13 protein-coding genes and 1 pseudogene are annotated in these 15,645 nt (G+C 74.1%); 7 read left to right on the top strand and 7 right to left on the bottom strand.

Annotated features, from left to right (window positions below; translation table 11 throughout):
* Positions 1–40: 40 nt before the first annotated feature.
* Positions 41–1,327, bottom strand: coding sequence for an adenylosuccinate synthase (locus tag JZ5iCDA_RS05215; RefSeq protein ID WP_069386190.1), 1,287 nt, complete (start codon positions 1,325–1,327; stop codon positions 41–43).
* A gap of 219 nt (positions 1,328–1,546) precedes the next feature.
* On the opposite strand from JZ5iCDA_RS05215, the gene JZ5iCDA_RS05210 reads away from it, so the two are divergent.
* Positions 1,547–1,981, top strand: a complete 435-nt coding sequence (locus JZ5iCDA_RS05210; protein WP_069386189.1) for a DUF3151 domain-containing protein — start codon at positions 1,547–1,549, stop codon at positions 1,979–1,981.
* A gap of 51 nt (positions 1,982–2,032) precedes the next feature.
* The gene (locus JZ5iCDA_RS05205; RefSeq protein WP_069386188.1) at positions 2,033–2,395 is read left to right on the top strand and encodes an STAS domain-containing protein; all 363 of its coding nucleotides are present in this window, start codon (positions 2,033–2,035) and stop codon (positions 2,393–2,395) included.
* A gap of 7 nt (positions 2,396–2,402) precedes the next feature.
* Here the strand turns inward: JZ5iCDA_RS05205 and JZ5iCDA_RS05200 are convergent, their stop codons facing one another.
* On the bottom strand, positions 2,403–4,634 hold the full coding sequence (locus JZ5iCDA_RS05200; RefSeq protein ID WP_069386205.1) for a SpoIIE family protein phosphatase: 2,232 nt from the start codon (positions 4,632–4,634) through the stop codon (positions 2,403–2,405).
* A 171-nt stretch (positions 4,635–4,805) separates the two neighbouring features.
* Between JZ5iCDA_RS05200 and JZ5iCDA_RS05195 the strand changes: the two genes are divergently transcribed.
* Positions 4,806–5,231, top strand: a complete 426-nt coding sequence (locus JZ5iCDA_RS05195) for an STAS domain-containing protein (protein WP_069386187.1) — start codon at positions 4,806–4,808, stop codon at positions 5,229–5,231.
* A gap of 86 nt (positions 5,232–5,317) precedes the next feature.
* Here the strand turns inward: JZ5iCDA_RS05195 and fbaA are convergent, their stop codons facing one another.
* Both fbaA and JZ5iCDA_RS05185 read right to left on the bottom strand, forming a co-directional pair.
* The gene (gene fbaA / locus JZ5iCDA_RS05190) at positions 5,318–6,340 is read right to left on the bottom strand and encodes a class II fructose-bisphosphate aldolase (RefSeq protein ID WP_069386186.1); all 1,023 of its coding nucleotides are present in this window, start codon (positions 6,338–6,340) and stop codon (positions 5,318–5,320) included.
* Between the two features lie 68 nt (positions 6,341–6,408).
* Entirely contained in the window at positions 6,409–7,203 is a 795-nt protein-coding gene (locus tag JZ5iCDA_RS05185; protein WP_069386185.1) for a TrmH family RNA methyltransferase, read from the bottom strand.
* Between the two features lie 101 nt (positions 7,204–7,304).
* On the opposite strand from JZ5iCDA_RS05185, the gene JZ5iCDA_RS05180 reads away from it, so the two are divergent.
* Complete coding sequence (locus JZ5iCDA_RS05180; RefSeq protein ID WP_069386204.1) at positions 7,305–8,045, top strand: HAD-IIA family hydrolase; 741 nt, start codon at positions 7,305–7,307, stop codon at positions 8,043–8,045.
* A gap of 79 nt (positions 8,046–8,124) precedes the next feature.
* Here the strand turns inward: JZ5iCDA_RS05180 and JZ5iCDA_RS05175 are convergent, their stop codons facing one another.
* The 3 genes from JZ5iCDA_RS05175 to JZ5iCDA_RS05165 all read right to left on the bottom strand — a co-directional run bounded on the left by JZ5iCDA_RS05175 (position 8,125) and on the right by JZ5iCDA_RS05165 (position 13,867).
* A complete protein-coding gene (locus JZ5iCDA_RS05175; protein WP_069386184.1) occupies positions 8,125–12,225 on the bottom strand; it encodes an HtaA domain-containing protein in 4,101 nt (1,366 codons plus the stop codon).
* 250 nt (positions 12,226–12,475) lie between these two features.
* Entirely contained in the window at positions 12,476–13,051 is a 576-nt protein-coding gene (gene pyrE, locus JZ5iCDA_RS05170) for an orotate phosphoribosyltransferase (protein ID WP_069386183.1), read from the bottom strand.
* Between the two features lie 51 nt (positions 13,052–13,102).
* Entirely contained in the window at positions 13,103–13,867 is a 765-nt protein-coding gene (locus JZ5iCDA_RS05165; RefSeq protein WP_069386182.1) for an SDR family NAD(P)-dependent oxidoreductase, read from the bottom strand.
* 39 nt (positions 13,868–13,906) lie between these two features.
* Here JZ5iCDA_RS05165 and JZ5iCDA_RS05160 point away from each other — a divergent pair, with 39 nt between their 5' ends.
* From JZ5iCDA_RS05160 to JZ5iCDA_RS05150, 3 genes and pseudogenes are all read left to right on the top strand, one after another.
* Complete coding sequence (locus JZ5iCDA_RS05160; protein ID WP_069386181.1) at positions 13,907–14,701, top strand: exodeoxyribonuclease III; 795 nt, start codon at positions 13,907–13,909, stop codon at positions 14,699–14,701.
* A gap of 69 nt (positions 14,702–14,770) precedes the next feature.
* On the top strand, positions 14,771–15,427 hold the full coding sequence (locus JZ5iCDA_RS05155) for a DUF4190 domain-containing protein (RefSeq protein WP_069386180.1): 657 nt from the start codon (positions 14,771–14,773) through the stop codon (positions 15,425–15,427).
* Between the two features lie 2 nt (positions 15,428–15,429).
* Positions 15,430–15,645, top strand: a pseudogene (locus tag JZ5iCDA_RS05150) (hypothetical protein); the annotation flags it as partial.

Genomic DNA, 15,645 nt, shown 5'->3' with positions numbered 1-15,645 from the left:
TCCCGCCTCTCGAACGGGACGCCGGCCGGGCGCCGGGAGGTCAGTGGATGAGGTCGTGCCGCGGGATGATCGCGTCGCGGCTCGGCCCGACGCCGATCGCCGACATCCGCGTGCCGGACATCTCCTCGAGCGCGAGGACGTACCTCTGCGCGTTCGCCGGCAGGTCCTCGAAGGTCCGGGCGCCCGAGATGTCCTCGGCCCAGCCGTCGAGCTCCTCGTAGACCGGCGTCGCGTGGTGGAACGCCGTCTGGTCGAGCGGCATCTCGTCGTACCGGACGCCGTCGACGTCGTAGGCCACGCACACCGGGATCTTCTCGAAGCCGGTGAGGATGTCGAGCTTGGTGAGCACCATGTCGGTGATGCCGTTGACGCGCGTGGCGTAGCGGGCGATGACCGAGTCGTACCAGCCGCAGCGGCGCGCGCGCCCGGTCGTCACGCCGTACTCGCCGCCCTGCTTGAGCAGGTACTCGCCGTTCGCGTCGAACAGCTCCGTGGGGAACGGCCCCTCGCCCACGCGGGTCGTGTACGCCTTGATGACGCCGATGACGGACCCGATGCGCGTCGGCCCGACGCCCGAGCCCGTGAGCGCGCCGCCCGCCGTCGCGTTCGAGGACGTGACGAACGGGTAGGTGCCGTGGTCGACGTCGAGCATGGTCGCCTGGCCGCCCTCGAACAGGACGGTCTTGTCCTGGTCGAGCGCCTTGTTCAGCACGAGCGCGGTGTCCGCGACCATCGGCTTGATGCGGTCGGCGTACTCGAGCAGCTCCGCGACGGTCTCGTCGACGGTGATCGCGCGGCGGTTGTAGACCTTGACCAGCAGGTGGTTCTTCTGGTCGAGGGCGCCCTCGATCTTCTCGGCGAGGATCTTCTCGTCGAACAGGTCCCAGATCCGGATGCCGACGCGGTTGATCTTGTCGGCGTACGCCGGCCCGATGCCGCGGCCCGTGGTGCCGATGCGGCGCTTGCCGAGGAACCGCTCGCTCACCTTGTCGATCGTGCGGTGGTAGCCGGCGATGACGTGGGCGGAGCCGGACACGAGCAGCTTCGAGACGTCCACGCCGCGCGCCACGAGGTCGTCGAGCTCCTGGAACAGCACCTCGATGTCGACGACGACGCCGTTGGCGATCACCGGCGTGACGCCCGGCGACAGGATGCCCGAGGGCAGCAGGTGGAGCGCGTACTTCTCGTCGCCGATCACGACGGTGTGGCCGGCGTTGTTCCCGCCGTTGAACTTCACCACGTAGTCGACGCGGGAGCCGAGGAGGTCGGTCGCCTTGCCCTTGCCCTCGTCGCCCCACTGCGCTCCGACGAGCACCACGCCTGGCATGGATTCCCCACTTTCGCACTGCCTGTTCCTCGGCCGGTCCGGGAGTGCGCGGGGCTCGCGCGGCGGGGTCCGTGCCCGACGGCGCAGCCCCCGCGGGTCCGAGGCGTCGCCCGGGCGGCAGTCACCCGGGGACCGCGACGAGTTTACCGGTCGTTGACCTTCGGGGCGCACGGGCGGTGGACGACGGGCGGAGCCGCAGCGCACGGGCACAATGAGGGGATGAGCGACGTGCACCAGAACCTGCTGGACGGACCGGCGCCGGTCCACCTCCCGGACGACTTCGCCGCCGTGCGCGAGGCGATCGAGGCGGGCGGCGACCCGTACGAGATCGCGGCGCGCGAACCGGCGTCGTCCCTCGCGTGGGCGCACCTCGCCGAGGACTACCTCCACGAGAACGGCTCGCGCGGAGCGGTGACGGCCTACGCGTACGCGCGGACCGGCTACCACCGCGGGCTCGACGCGCTGCGGCGGGCAGGGTGGCGCGGCCAGGGCCCCATCCCGGCCGACCACGTCCCGAACCAGGGCTTCCTGCGCGCGCTGCTCGCGCTCGCGGAGTGCGCCGCGTACATCGGCGAGGTCGACGAGGCCGAGCGCTGCGAGGCGTTCCTGCGCAGCTCCGGCACCTCCGCCGACGAGGTCCGCGCCCTGCGCTGAGGGCCCCGGCGCGCGTGCAGGGCCCCGGGCCCACGTCTAGAGTCGTGAGCCATGATCGAGATCGCGACCTCGCCCGCGACGACGACGCTCGTCATCGCCGGGGACCTCGATCTGGCCGAGCGCGACCAGTTCCCGGAGATCGCCGCGCGCGTCGTGGGGCTGCGCCGTCAGCTGCTCGTCATCGACATGTGCCGCGTGACGTTCATGGACTCCACGGGCGCGGCCTTCCTCATCTCGCTCGCGGACGCGGGCCGCAAGCGCGGCGGCGCGACCGTCCTGCGGGGCTGCGACGACCGCGACCTGTTCGTCCTCGAGGTGTGCGGCGCGCTCGAGCTGTTCCGCATCGACGCGGACCACCGCTGCGAGCCCGCGACGCCGCCGACCGGGTTCGCGGAGGTCGAGCCCCGCTCCTGAGCGTCCGTCAGCGTGCGGACTGCGGGCGCAGCGTCGCCCACACGAGCTTGCCGGACGCCGTCGGGCGCCACCCCCAGTCGGCGAGCCGCTCGACGATCTGCATGCCGAAGCCGCCCATGCGGTTCGGGTGCCCGTCGGTCGGCACGGGGGGCGCGGGGTTGCCGTCCTCGACCTCGACGCGGATCCCGTCGCCGGTGTCGAACAGGCGCAGGGCCAGGTGCCCCCAGCCGTGCAGGACGCCGTTCGCGACGAGCTCGGACACGACGAGCTCCGCGTTGGCGCTGTCGGCCACGCCCCACGCCTGGCACGTGCGCACGACGGCGTGCCGCGCCCGGCCGATCGAGGCGGCCTCGCTCGGCAGGAGCCAGCGGCGGCTGCGCGGGCTGAGGACCGCGACGTGCGGGTCCCGCTCCGGGTCGGGGATGCGCACGACGACGAGCGCGACGTCGTCCTCCGGGGCGTCCGCGAGGCGCGAGAGCAGCTCCTCGCCCACGCCCGCGGCGTCGACGGCGGTGATCGCGCCCGACGCCGCGACGAGGGCGTCCAGACCCACCCGCAGCGCGCGGTCCCGCCGCTCGATGAGGCCGTCGGTGTAGAACAGCAGCGTGTCGCCCGGGCGCAGCGACACCATTCCCGTCGCGCGGGCGCGGCGCCCGCCGAACCCGACCAGCGCGCCGCCTGCGTCGTCGAGCTGGGTCACGGCGCCCTCCCGCAGGAGCAGCGGCGGCAGGTGCCCCGCGCGCGAGTACTCGACGCGCCACGCGTCGGCGGGGTCGGTCGCGTCGGGCCGCGTGAGGGCCGCGTAGACGAGGCTCGCCGAGCGCGGGATGCGCATGCCCTGGACGAGCTGGTCCACGCGCTCGAGCACCGGGCCCGGCGTCGTCAGCTCGTACGCGTACGAGCGCACGACCGACCGGAGCTGGCCCATCGCGGCCGCCGCCTCGACGTCGTGCCCGACGACGTCCCCGATGACGAGGCCGACGACGTCCGGCGCGATCTGCAGGACGTCGTACCAGTCGCCGCCCACCTGGGCGTGCTCGGAGTTCGGCGCGTAGTACGTCCACACGTCGAGCCCTGTGACGTCCGCCTGCTCGGGCAGCATCGCGCGCTGGAGCGTCTCCGCGAGGCGGTGCTCGCGCGCGTACAGGCGCACGTTGTCGATCGCGGTGCCGGCGCGTCGGGCGATGACCTGGATGAGGGTGCGCACGCCGTCACGCGCCTCGACGTCCACGCCTCCCGACGCGTCGCGCGTGGTGCGGGCGTCGCCGCTCGTCACGAGCAGGCCGAGGATGCGGCGGCGGCCGGGGACGCCCGAGACCGTGACCGAGGTCGGCCGGTGCTCGAGGCGGGCCAGGCGGTGCTGCAGGTCGCGCTGGAGCCAGCCCGACGCCGACCACTGCGGGTACGTCGCCGTCAGGTCGAGGACGACCGGTCCCTCGACGCGGCCGTCGAGGACGTCCTGCACGCGGTCCGGGACGTCGACGAGGCGGGCGCGCTGCGTCGACGCGTCGGCGACCGCAGCGTCGCCGAGCGCGTCCGTCTGGTCGACGCCCGGCACGGGCTGGAAGTGGCCCGGCGTGTACCGGCCGTGGCGCTGCCCGCGACCGCTCGGCGGCGCGGCGGTGTCCACGCCCTCGGCGAAGCGCAGGCCGTCGTCGTTGAGGTAGAAGCCGGCCCAGTCCACGACGTACCCCGCGAGGAGCGCGGTGATGTCGCGCAGCGCGAACGGCTGGTCGAGGTCGGCCAGGAGGTCCGAGCTGCGCGCCACGACGTCGAGGACGGCGCGCTCGCGCCGCTCGAGCGCGAGGGACGCGACCTGCGCCGCGTAGCGCTCGACGTGGTCGGAGACGTCGACCTGGACGCCGACCCAGTGGGTGGCCACGCCGTCGCCGTCGCGCAGCGGCGAGAGCGAGAGCTGGGCCCACACCACCGACCCGTCGTGGCGCCGCGTGCGCAGCGTGTGAGTGATCTCACGCCCCTCGGAGACCGCCGTCCGCAGCGCCTCCTTGTCGAGGGGCTCGGCGAGGAGCGACCTGAGCTCGCGCGCGCTGCTCCCGACGACGTCCCGCGCCGCATAGCCGGTCTGACGCTCGAACGCAGGATTCACCCACACGATCGGCATGTCGGCGGACTCCGGGCCCGTCACGAACATCGCGACGGCCGCACGTTCCATGGCCTGCGCGCACAGGTCCCGGACGTGCGCGGGCAGGTCCGTGCCGAGGCTCGGCGATCCGCCCATCATCACCTCCGACGCCTCGTCGTACCCGTGCGCGCGCTACCGGCGCGCACCGACCGGCGCGTGCCTCTGGATGCACACGCTCTGGTCGCGTTACTGTCCCGACTGGACATTCAACCGTAGATTGGTGCTTCCCGAGACCCGTGGGGGTCAGGAACCGTGAAAGGAGCGCCGGTGCGCGAAGGTACCTCCTCGGCCGCCGACCGGCCGGTCGGCGTCACCGGCGACCCCGCCCAGGCGGGCGAGCCGGCCAGCGTCCACGTCATCGTGGGCGCCACCCGTGCCCGCATCGTGCTGTCCGGCGAGATCGACGCCGAGCTCGGCGCGGACCTGCAGGAGGCGACGGCCGCCGCCGAGGACTCCGGGCTGCCCGTCGAGATCGACGCGCACCACGTGACGTTCATGGACTCGTCCGGCGTCGCGTTCCTCGCCCGGCTCGCCTCCCGGGGCCCGCACCGCGTACGCGTGCTGCGCGCGCCGCCCACCGTGCGGTTCCTCCTCGAGGTGACGCGCATCGGCGAGCTCCTCGACATCGTCGACACCGACCCGGGCTTCGACCTCGGCAAGGACGCCGACGACGGGGCGCCCCAGCCCGGCTGACCCCGCCCGGGCCCGAGCACGACGACGAGAGCCCCCGGTCGCGCGACCGGGGGCTCTCGTCGTGCGGCGTCGGAGGACGCCGGGTGTCAGCGGAGCTTCTGGCCCGCCGAGCGCAGCTGCTGCGACGCCTCGACGATGCGGGCCGCCATGCCGGCCTCGGCCAGCTTGCCCCAGGCGCGCGGGTCGTAGGCCTTCTTGTTGCCGACCTCGCCGTCGATCTTCAGGACGCCGTCGTAGTTGGTGAACATGTGGCCGACGACCGGGCGCGTGAACGCGTACTGCGTGTCGGTGTCGATGTTCATCTTGATGACGCCGTTGTCGACCGCCTCCGCGATCTCCTCGGCCGTGGAGCCGGAGCCGCCGTGGAAGACGAGGTCGAACGGGTTCTCCTTGCCGATCTCGTCGCCGACCGTCTTCTGGATCTCCGCGAGGATCGACGGGCGCAGCTTCACGGCGCCCGGCTTGTACACGCCGTGCACGTTGCCGAACGTGAGGGCCGTGAGGTAGCGGCCCTTCTCGCCGGCACCGAGCGCGCGGACCGTCGCGAGGCCGTCCTCGGCCGTCGTGTAGAGCTTCTCGTTGATCTCGGCCTCGTGGCCGTCCTCCTCGCCGCCGACGACGCCGACCTCGATCTCGAGGATCGTGCGGGCCGCCTGCGAGAGCTCAAGGAGCTCCGCGGCGATGACGAGGTTCTCGTCCAGCGGGATGTCCGACCCGTCGAACATGTGGGACTGGAACGTCGGCAGGCCGCCGTTCTTCACCTGCTCGGCCTCGATCGCCAGCAGCGGGCGGACCCAGGAGTCCAGGTTCTTCTTCACGCAGTGGTCCGTGTGGATCGCGATCTGCACGGGGTAGTTCTTCGCGACCTCGGTCGCGTACGCGGCGAGGGCGAGCGAGCCCGCGATGCGGTCCTTGACCGTCGAGCCCGAGCCGTACTCGGCGCCACCCACCGAGACCTGGATGATGCCGTCGGACTCCGCCTCGGCGAATCCCTGGAGCGCGGCGGTGATGGTCTGCGACGACGTGATGTTGACGGCCGGGTAGGCGAACTTGCCTGCCTTCGCCCGGTCGATCATGTCGGCGTAGACCTCGGGGGTTGCGATGGGCATGCGGAGCTCCTGTGGAGTGGTGCTGGTGGTGATGTCAGGCAAAGTCTGGCACGTCTGCCCGCGTGCGGTCAGGGCCGTTCGGCCTGTGGTCCCCCGCGTCCCGCCGCGGCGTCGCCGCCCGCCGCCTCACCGGGCAGGGCGTGCTGCTCGGCCCACGCGTGCATCGCGATCGCGCCCGCGGCGCCCGCGTTGAGCGAGCGTGTCGAGCCCAGCTGGGTGATGTGCAGGACGGCGCGGCACGCCGCCACGGCCTCCGGCGTGAGCCCCGTCGACTCCTGGCCCAGCAGGAGCACGCACACCGGTGGGAGCGCGTACCCCTCGAGGGGCACCGAGCCCGGCACGTTGTCGATCCCGAGGAGCGGCAGCCCCTCCCCCACTGCCCACGCGGCGAGGTCGGCGACGGAGGCGTGGTGGTGCACGTGCAGGTAGCGGTCCGTGACCATCGCGCCGCGGCGGTTCCAGCGCCGTCGCCCGACGACGTGCACCCCGGCGGCGTTGAACGCGTTCGCCGTGCGGACCACCGAGCCGATGTTGAGGTCGTGCGCCCAGTTCTCGATCGCGACGTGCAGGAACCGGTCCGCCGGGCGCCGGCGGTCCATGTCCGCGACGATCGCCCCGACCGTCCAGTACCGGTACGCGTCGACGACGTTGCGCCGGTCGCCGTGCGCGAGCAGCTCGGGGTCGTAGCGCGGGTCGAGCGCGTCACCCGGGTCCGACGACGGAGCCCCCGTCGCGTCGACGCGCGGCCAGCTGCCGGGACCGCCGGGCCACGGCCCGACGCCCACCTCGTCGCGGGGCCGCTCGGGCCCCGTCCCGGGCGCCGGCGAGCCGTCGTCGGGCTGCCCGGCACGGGTTCGTGTCATCCGGGAAGGCTAACCGGCGGGCCAGTAGGCTGGCCGCGGCACCGTCCCGGCAGAAGGAGCGCAGCGTGACCGACCGGACCATCGAGTCGTGGCTCACCGACATGGACGGCGTGCTCGTGCACGAGGGTCATGCGATCCCGGGCGCCGCCGACTTCGTCAAGGCGCTGCGCGACCGGGGCCGTCCCTTCCTCATCCTCACGAACAACTCGATCTTCACGGCGCGCGACCTGCGCGCCCGCCTCGCGACGTCGGGCATCGACGTGCCGGAGGAGTCGATCTGGACGTCGGCGCTCGCCACGGCGCAGTTCCTCACCGACCAGGTGCCGAACGGCAGCGCGTACGCGATCGGCGAGGCGGGCCTGACGACGGCGCTCTACGAGGCCGGGTACACGCTCACCGAGTCGGACCCGGACTACGTGGTGCTCGGCGAGACGCGCACGTACTCCTTCGAGGCGATCACCAAGGCGATCCGGCTCATCCTCGGCGGCTCGCGGTTCATCTGCACGAACCCCGACACGACCGGGCCGTCGCAGCAGGGCCCGCTGCCCGCGACCGGCGCCGTCGCGGCGATGATCACGTCGGCCACGGGCCGCAAGCCGTACTTCGTCGGCAAGCCGAACCCCATGATGTTCCGCTCGGCGCTCAACCGCATCGACGCGCACTCGGAGACGACGGCGATGATCGGCGACCGCATGGACACCGACGTCGTCGCGGGCATCGAGGCGGGCCTGTACACCTACCTCGTCATGACCGGCTCGACGCACATGTCCGAGGTGGAGAGCTACCCGTTCCGCCCGAGCAAGGTCGTCGACTCGGTCGCGGACCTCGTCGACCTCGTCTGAGAGCGCCGATCCGGCGCTCTCCCACCGCACGGACGACGGCGTCCGGTCATTTCGGTGACCGGGCGCCGTCGTCCGTGCGTCAGGCGGTGACGAGCACGCGAGCCCGACGGCGCGCGGCCGCGCCGACGAGGACGAACCCGGCGAGCACGAGCGTCGTCGCGAGGAGCGCGAGGTCCGCGTCGTCGGACCCGGTGCTCGCGAGGCCGGAGTACACGTCGCACTCCACGTCCCCGCCGACGGGGAAGGAGAACGTCACGGGCGCGAGCGGCGTGCCGGCCTCGTAGAACCCGGCGAACGCCGCCGCCCCGGCCGCGGTGAGCGTCGCGGGTGCGCCGCTCCACGTGATCGTCGAGCCGGACGTGGACTTCGCCCCCGACAGGTTCAGGCTCGCGAACGCGATCCCCTTCGAGGTGGAGCGGTCGCCCTCCATGTCGCTGCTCTGCACGTCGACCACGAGCGTGCCCGTCGAGCCGTTGACGACGACGCGCGGGTTGGAGACCCGCAGGTCGAGGATGCCGTCGTGGCCGGAGAAGGCGACCGTGCCGCCGTGGCTCGCGCGGCCCTTGCCGAGGTCGGTGTTGAACGAGCCCTTGCCGCCGCTCCACGTGAACGTCGTCCCGTTGTCCCGGACGCCCGTCGTGGAGACGTCGCCCTTGGCGATCGGCCCGGTCACGTACGCCCGGAAGCGGTCGCTGACGCCCCACGTGAGGGTCGCGCCGTTCACGCCCTGCGCGAGGCACTGTTCCGCGGCGGCGTCCGCCCCGGCGCCCCGGCCGGCCGCGGTCTGCTCCGCACCGACCACCGTGATGGGCGCCGACGCCGTGTGGTGCGCGCCGATGAGCAGGAGCGTGTGCTCCCCCGGCTCGAGGTCGGTCGGGATCGTCACCGTCGAGCTCGCGGCGCCGCCCGCGTTCGCGGTGACGCCGGTCGCGAGCACCCGGGGCTCCGAGTGGATCTCGGTGCGCAGGCCGGCCTCGTTCGCGCCGAACCCGACGCCGCTGATCGTCACCTCGCCGCCGGGGACGACCTGCGCGACAGAGAGCGTCGCCCGCGCCGGGTCGACGTCGCCGCCCGACCCGCCGCCCGGGTCGCCGATCTCCCCGCCGTCACCGCCGCCTGGCTGCTGCGCCGCCGCGCCGACCGTGAACGTCACGGTGTCGAGCGGCGTGCCCGCGGGGTAGAACCCCGAGAACGCGGCCGCACCGTCCGCGGTCAGCGTCGCTGCCGCACCGGTGTACGTCACGGAGCCGTCCGCGTGCGTGGTCGGCGTGCCGAGCGCGAGGGTCGCGAACGCGACGTCGTCGCGGTCGAACGTCGACCCGTCGAGGCCCTTCGAGGTCGCGTCGACCACGAGGCGGGCGCTGCCCGGACCGGTGATGTCGACGACCGGGTTCGAGAGAGCGAGGTCGAGCAGGCCGTCATGACCGGTGAAGCGCACGGTGCCGCGGTAGGCGGTCGCGACACCGGCCGCCGGGGCCTTCCACCCGCTCTGCTGCCGGAACGTGAACACGCCGCCGTCGACGCTCGCGCCGTCGCTCGCGGTGGCGCCGCCCTTCGCAACGGGCCCGGTGATGTAGCGGCGGAACGACTCCTTCACGCCCCAGGTGAGCGTCCCGACGGTCGTGGGCGTCACCGGCTGCGGCTCCGGCTCCGGCTCGACGACGGGTGGCGCCTTCACCGTCAGCGTGGTGCCGCCGGAGACGCCGAGCTCGGAGGTCACGACGACGGGGAGGTCCCCGGCGGGCGCGCCCGCGGGGACGGAGAGCACGAGGGTCGCCCCGTCCCGGGTGAAGGTGGCCTTCTCGCCGCCCAGCGTGACGCCCTTGACGGAGTCGCCGTCGACGAGCCCGGCGACGGCGAGGGTCGCCGACGTCCCGGCCTCGACCGTGGCCGCAGCAGGCGTGACGGTCAGAGCTGCGGGCTCCTCGAAGGCGACGGGGGCGTAGAGCTCCTGGTCGGCGTTCTTCACGCCGCCCGCCGGGTAGGTGTAGACGCCGTAGCGGCCACCCTCGAGCGCGGCCGGGTTCTTCACCACGAGCTCGGCCTCGAACGAGCCGTCCTCGGCGATGTCCACCCACGCCGCGCGGATGGCGCCCTGGAACTGCGCGGGGACCTGCTCGAGCACGGGCTCGGCGAGCGCCCAGACCTGAGAGCCGACCTTGCGGGCCGACGACGCGGCGCCGTCCGACGGCCGCCACTGCTCGGCGAAGCTCCCGAACACGACGTACGTGCCCTGCGGGAGGTCCGAGGGGATCGGGATGCCGCGCCCGCCGACGTTGCCCGCCGGGTCGAAGCCGGTGCCCTTGACGACGATCGTGTCGCCCACCGACACCTCGGTGGACCCGAGCGGTGTCGTGCCGTCCGCGGCGAACACCTCGATCGCGGGCTCCCACACGGGCTCCGGAGGGTCGGTGGTCAGCGAGACCGGGGCGTAGAGCTCCTGGTCGGCGTTGGTCACGCCACCGGCCCCGTACGTGTAGACGCCGTAGCGTCCCTCGCCGTCCGACGTGCCGACCGTGAGCCTCGCCTCGAACGTCCCGTCCGGGGTGATCTCCGCCCACTGGTCACGGATGGTCTGCTGGAACATCGGCGGGACCTGGTCGAGCACCGGCTCCGCCAGGGCCCACTGCTGCGAGAGGACCGTGCGTGCCGCGGACGTGACGCCCTCGGACGGGCGCCACTGCTCGGCGAACTTGCCGAACACGACGTACGTGCCCTGCGGCAGGGTGGCGGGGATCGGGACACCGCGACCACCGACGTTCCCCTCCGGGTCGAACCCGGCACCCTTGACGACGATCTCGTCGCCGGCGCGCACGACGTCGTCCCCGAGGGGCGTCACGCCGTCCGCGGCGTAGAGCGTGACGGACGGCTCCCAGACCGGCTCCTGCGGCTCGGCTCCTCGGACGGAGACCGGCGTGAAGGTGTCGAGCGTGCGGTCCGTCGCCGAGAGCGCGTGCGCCGCGGACGTCGCGACCACGTACTCCTTCGCGGGGTCCAGCGCCCCGGCCGGCACGGTCAGCGTGGTCGTGAACGCGCCGCTCACGACCTGGTGCGGCATGACCCAGCCCAGCGCGAGCCAGCCGTCGGCGACGAGCGGGCCCTCGCCGGCCCAGATCGTCTTCTCGCCGAGCAGCACGTACGCGCCGTTCGCCGCCCCGGGGCCGGTGAAGCCGGTCCCGGAGATCGTGAACGTGTTCTCCGCCGCCGGGTCGACCGGTGCGGACGGCGACACCGTCACTGCCGGGTCCACCCCCGGCTCCGGCCCGGGTTCGGGCTCTGGCTCATGCTCGACGGCCGTGACCGCGTGCGCCACGGCCGGCGACGTCGAGCCGACGAACGCGGTCGGGTCGGCGGGCGTGAACGCCGCCGTGAGGCTGTGGTCGCCGACGGCGAGACCCGTCGCGTCGAGCCGCGCGACGCCGTCCGTCACCGGGGCGCTGCCGAGCGCGGTCTGCCCGTCGCGGAACTCGACGGTACCGGCGGCGGCGGGCGCGACCGTCGCGCGGAGCGCCACCGCGTCACCCTCGACCGAGGTGCCGGCCGGGTCGGTGGCGAGCGTCGTCGTCGTCGCGACCGCCGGGGCGGCGGGCTCCGGCACGGTGAGGCGGGCCGTGAGCGTCGAGATCGGGCGGCCGTCGTACTGCGCGAAGAACGACGAGACGTGCGTCAGCGAGTCGATCGCGCCGTTCGCGACGACGGTGACCTCGTCGCCGGACCGCGTGACGGCGACGTCGAGCGCCGCGACGGTGACGTCGTCGCCCGCTCCCTCGTTCACGGTGCCGGAGAAGTCGGCGCGCAGCGTGCCCGACGTCGGGCCGGTGAGCTCGAGCGTCAGGGCCGAGACCGTGACGTCGAGCAGCCCGTGGTGCCCCTCGTAGCGGGTCGACCCGCCGAACCGGACGGTGCCGGTGCCCGTCCCGTCGTCGTACGTCCCCGTCGCGGGACCGTAGAGGGACGCCCCGTCGACGGGGGCGGGCGTGATCGTGCCCTGCGCGATCGGGCCGGTGACGTACCCGGACCACGAGTCGACGAAGTTCCACGACGCCGCGCCCCCCTGGACATCCGCCGGCGCAGCCTGCGCGGGGGCGACGACGCCCCCGACGGCGAGGCCGGCGACGAGCGTGCCGGTGAGGAACGTCGCGAGGCCGCGCCGGACGCGTCCTGGCAGTGATGTGCGCACAAGGTCTCCCGTGCTGGTCGTGCTGCGGAGGCGCCGCGGCCGGGGGCGCGGCGGGCAGAGGGACGCCCTGCCGACCGGGACCTTATAAGGCATGCCTCACCAAAGCAAGGTAAGCCTGTCCTCTTCACCCGGGTCCTTGGTCCGTTCCGTCCCGCGGTACCACCGCAGGTCAGGGACGACGACGCCCCGCGACCGGAGCGGTCGCGGGGCGTCGGTGGCTTGCGGAGGGCGGCGGCAAGACCGCCGGAGACTAGGCGAGACCGAGATCCGCGAGGTCGAAGAGGGAGTGGTACGGCACGCCGAGCGCGCGGATCTTGTCGGCCGCACCGGTCGCGCGGTCCACGATCGTCGCGACGCCGAGCACCTCGCCGCCGGCCTCGCGGACGGCCTCGACCGCGGCGATCGGGGAGCCCCCGGTCGTCGTCGTGTCCTCGACGACGACCACCCGGCGGCCCGCCACGTCCGGGCCCTCGATGCGGCGCTGCATGCCGTGCGCCTTGGCCTCCTTGCGCACGACGAACGCGTCGAGGTCCTGGCCCCGCGAGGCCGCGGCGTGCAGGAGCGCGGCGGCGATCGGGTCGGCACCGAGGGTCAGGCCGCCGACGGCGTCGATCTCCGCGGTGCCGAGCCCCTGCTCCTCGAGGAGGTCGAGCATCTGGTGGCCGATGAGCGGTGCCGCGCGGTGGTGCAGGGTCACGCGGCGCAGGTCGACGTAGTAGTCCGCCTCCTTGCCGGAGGAGAGCGTGACCCGGCCGTGCACGACGGCGAGCTCGCGGATGAGGTCGAGCAGCTGCTCGCGCGGGGTCGAGGACAGGTCGGTAGTCACGACCGCCAGGGTAGTCGTCCGGGCCCGGGCCGGTGGCGCCCGGTCCGGGACCTAGCGGTAGTGACCGATCGCCCGCACGGCCGAGCGCGGCAGCACGCGCAGCAGCGCCGAGGCCGTGCGGTAGCGCGTCGACGGCGTGGAGATGACCACCCCGCGGCGCACGTCCGCGAGCGCCGTGGCGACGACCCGGTCGGCGTGGAGCCACGCGACGTCGGGCAGCCCGGACATGTCGAGATTCGCACGGTCGTGGAACTCGGTGTGGGTGAAGCCGGGGCACAGGACGGTGGCGCTGACGCCCGTGCCGCGGAGCTCGACGGCGAGGCCCTCGGTGAACGACCGCACCCACGCCTTGGCGGCGGCGTACGTGCCGCCGGCGGTGAGCGCGGCGACGGACGCGACGTTGAGGATCGCGCCGCGGCCGCGGGCCGTCATCTGCCCGGCGGCGGCGTGGGACAGCACCATGACGGCCTTGACCATGACGTCCAGCGCGCGGACCTCGACGTCGAGGTCGCCGCCGACGAACCGCTGGTGCGTCGCGAACCCCGCGTTGTTGACGAGGAGGCCGACGGGCCGTTCGTCCTCGTCGCCGGGGGACGCGAGCCGCTCCGCGACGCGCGCGACGTCGTCGGCCACCGAGAGGTCCGCGGGGAGCACCTGCACGCGCACGCCGGCGGCCGCGCGGATCTGCCCGGCGACCTGCTCGAGACGCTCCTCGTCGCGGGCGACGAGGACGAGGTCGTGCCGCGCGGTGGCGAGCTGCCACGCGAACTCCAGGCCCAGGCCGGCGCTCGCGCCGGTGATGAGTGCTGTCGCCATGGCCACAGCCTACGGGGACGGGTCGCTAGCCTGTGGGCCGTGCGCCTCGCGACCTGGAACATCAACTCCGTCCGTGCCCGGGTCGACCGGGTCCTCGCGTTCCTGGAGAGGTCGGGCACGGACGTCCTGGCGCTCCAGGAGACGAAGTGCACCGTGGCGCAGTTCCCCGTCGCGGCGTTCGAGGCCGCCGGGTACGAGGTGGCGTGCGCGGGCGTGAACCAGTGGAACGGCGTCGCGGTGCTCTCGCGCGTGGGCCTGGACGACGTCGCGACGTCCTTCCCCGGCCAGCCCGCGTTCGGCGACCCGGCGCGGGTCGAGGCGCGCGCGCTCGGCGCGACGTGCGGCGGCGTGCGCGTGTGGAGCCTGTACGTGCCGCACGGGCGCGAGGTCGGCGACCCGCACTACTCCTACAAGCTGCGCTGGCTGGACGCGCTGCGCGAGCAGGCGCAGGGGTGGCTCGTGGACGACCCGACGGCGCAGGTGGCGCTCGTCGGCGACTGGAACGTCGCCCCGCTCGACACGGACGTCTGGGACGTCGCGTCCTTCGCGGGCAAGACGCACGTGACGCCCGCCGAGCGCGACGCGTTCGCGGCGTTCGGTGCCGCCGGCTACACCGAGGTGACGCGCGAGGCGGTCCCGGCCGAGCACACGTACACCTACTGGGACTACCAGCGTCTGCGCTTCCCGCGGAACCAGGGCATGCGGATCGACTTCGCCCACCTCTCCCCCGCGGCGCGCGCCCGCGTGCAGCGCGTCGTGATCGACCGGGACGAGCGCAAGGGCACGGGAGCCTCGGACCACGTGCCGGTCGTCGTGGACCTGGCCGACGACTGACGCGCGCGGCTCGCGACGCCGGGTCGCGGGTGGCCGGCCGCGCCCGGCCGGGTCGTTACGGTGTGTCCCATGACGACGCCACCCCCCGCGCCGTACGGGTCGCCCGACGAGCCGCAGGACCCCTACACCCCCCGTCGCCCGCACCAGCAGCCGCTGTCCCCGTACGCGCTGCCGTCCGACGACGCGCCCGCCGCACCGGATGCGGCCGCGCCGGGCGCGGACCCGTTCGCGGCGCCGTCGGGAGCCGGCGGCACCGCGGGCCACGGGACCGGGGCGGCGCCGACCCAGCCGCTGCCGTACGGGTCGCCACCGCAGGGCCCGGCGTACGGGAGCGCCCCAGGCGCGCCGTACGGGGTGCAGCCCCCGGCGCCGTACGGCGCCCCGTACGGGTCCCCCGAGCAGCCGGGGCAGCCGTACTCCGGCCACGGCGGCCCGCAGGCGGGGTACGGGGCTCCGTACGGCAGCCCGTACGGCCCCGGCTACGCCGCGCCGCCCGCGACGAACGGGCTCGCGGTCGCGTCGATGATCGTCTCGATCGCGTCGCTCGTGCTCTGCGTCGGCATCCCCGGGATCGTCGGCCTGATCCTCGGGATCGTCGCGCTCAACCAGGTGATGCGCGACGGGACGCGCGGTCGCGGCTTCGCGATCACCGGCATCGCCGTCGGCGCGGTCGGCACGGTGCTCCTCGGCCTCCTGCTCATCGGCCTCGCCGTGGACGGGGTGTGACCGTGGGCGACGACCTCTTCGCCCGGCCGGGCGGCACCAGCGACCCGCAGGGCGGACCGGGCGCGACGCCGCCTCCCCCGCCCCCGCCTCCGCACGGCGGCCCGGGCACCGACCTGGGCTCTGTCCCGGGCTTCGCCACGGGGACCTACCACGCGCCCGGCTGGCAGCCGCCGCAGCCCCGCACCGAGCCGCTCGCCGTGGCCAGCGTGCCCGCCGGC

This window comes from Cellulosimicrobium cellulans, assembly GCF_001722485.1.
Lineage (GTDB): Bacteria > Actinomycetota > Actinomycetes > Actinomycetales > Cellulomonadaceae > Cellulosimicrobium > Cellulosimicrobium cellulans_A.
The sequence above is the reverse complement of the archived record's forward strand: the minus strand, read 5'-3'. Positions and strand labels throughout refer to the sequence as shown.

Coding starts and splice junctions, on each gene's coding strand:
- JZ5iCDA_RS05155 (WP_069386180.1), top strand. CDS start 14,771: ATGACGACGCCACCCCCCGCGCCGTACGGGTCGCCCGACGAGCCGCAG.
- JZ5iCDA_RS05165 (WP_069386182.1), bottom strand. CDS start 13,867: ATGGCGACAGCACTCATCACCGGCGCGAGCGCCGGCCTGGGCCTGGAG.
- JZ5iCDA_RS05210 (WP_069386189.1), top strand. CDS start 1,547: ATGAGCGACGTGCACCAGAACCTGCTGGACGGACCGGCGCCGGTCCAC.
- JZ5iCDA_RS05180 (WP_069386204.1), top strand. CDS start 7,305: ATGGACGGCGTGCTCGTGCACGAGGGTCATGCGATCCCGGGCGCCGCC.
- JZ5iCDA_RS05215 (WP_069386190.1), bottom strand. CDS start 1,327: ATGCCAGGCGTGGTGCTCGTCGGAGCGCAGTGGGGCGACGAGGGCAAG.
- JZ5iCDA_RS05185 (WP_069386185.1), bottom strand. CDS start 7,203: ATGACACGAACCCGTGCCGGGCAGCCCGACGACGGCTCGCCGGCGCCC.
- JZ5iCDA_RS05200 (WP_069386205.1), bottom strand. CDS start 4,634: ATGGGCGGATCGCCGAGCCTCGGCACGGACCTGCCCGCGCACGTCCGG.
- fbaA (WP_069386186.1), bottom strand. CDS start 6,340: ATGCCCATCGCAACCCCCGAGGTCTACGCCGACATGATCGACCGGGCG.
- JZ5iCDA_RS05205 (WP_069386188.1), top strand. CDS start 2,033: ATGATCGAGATCGCGACCTCGCCCGCGACGACGACGCTCGTCATCGCC.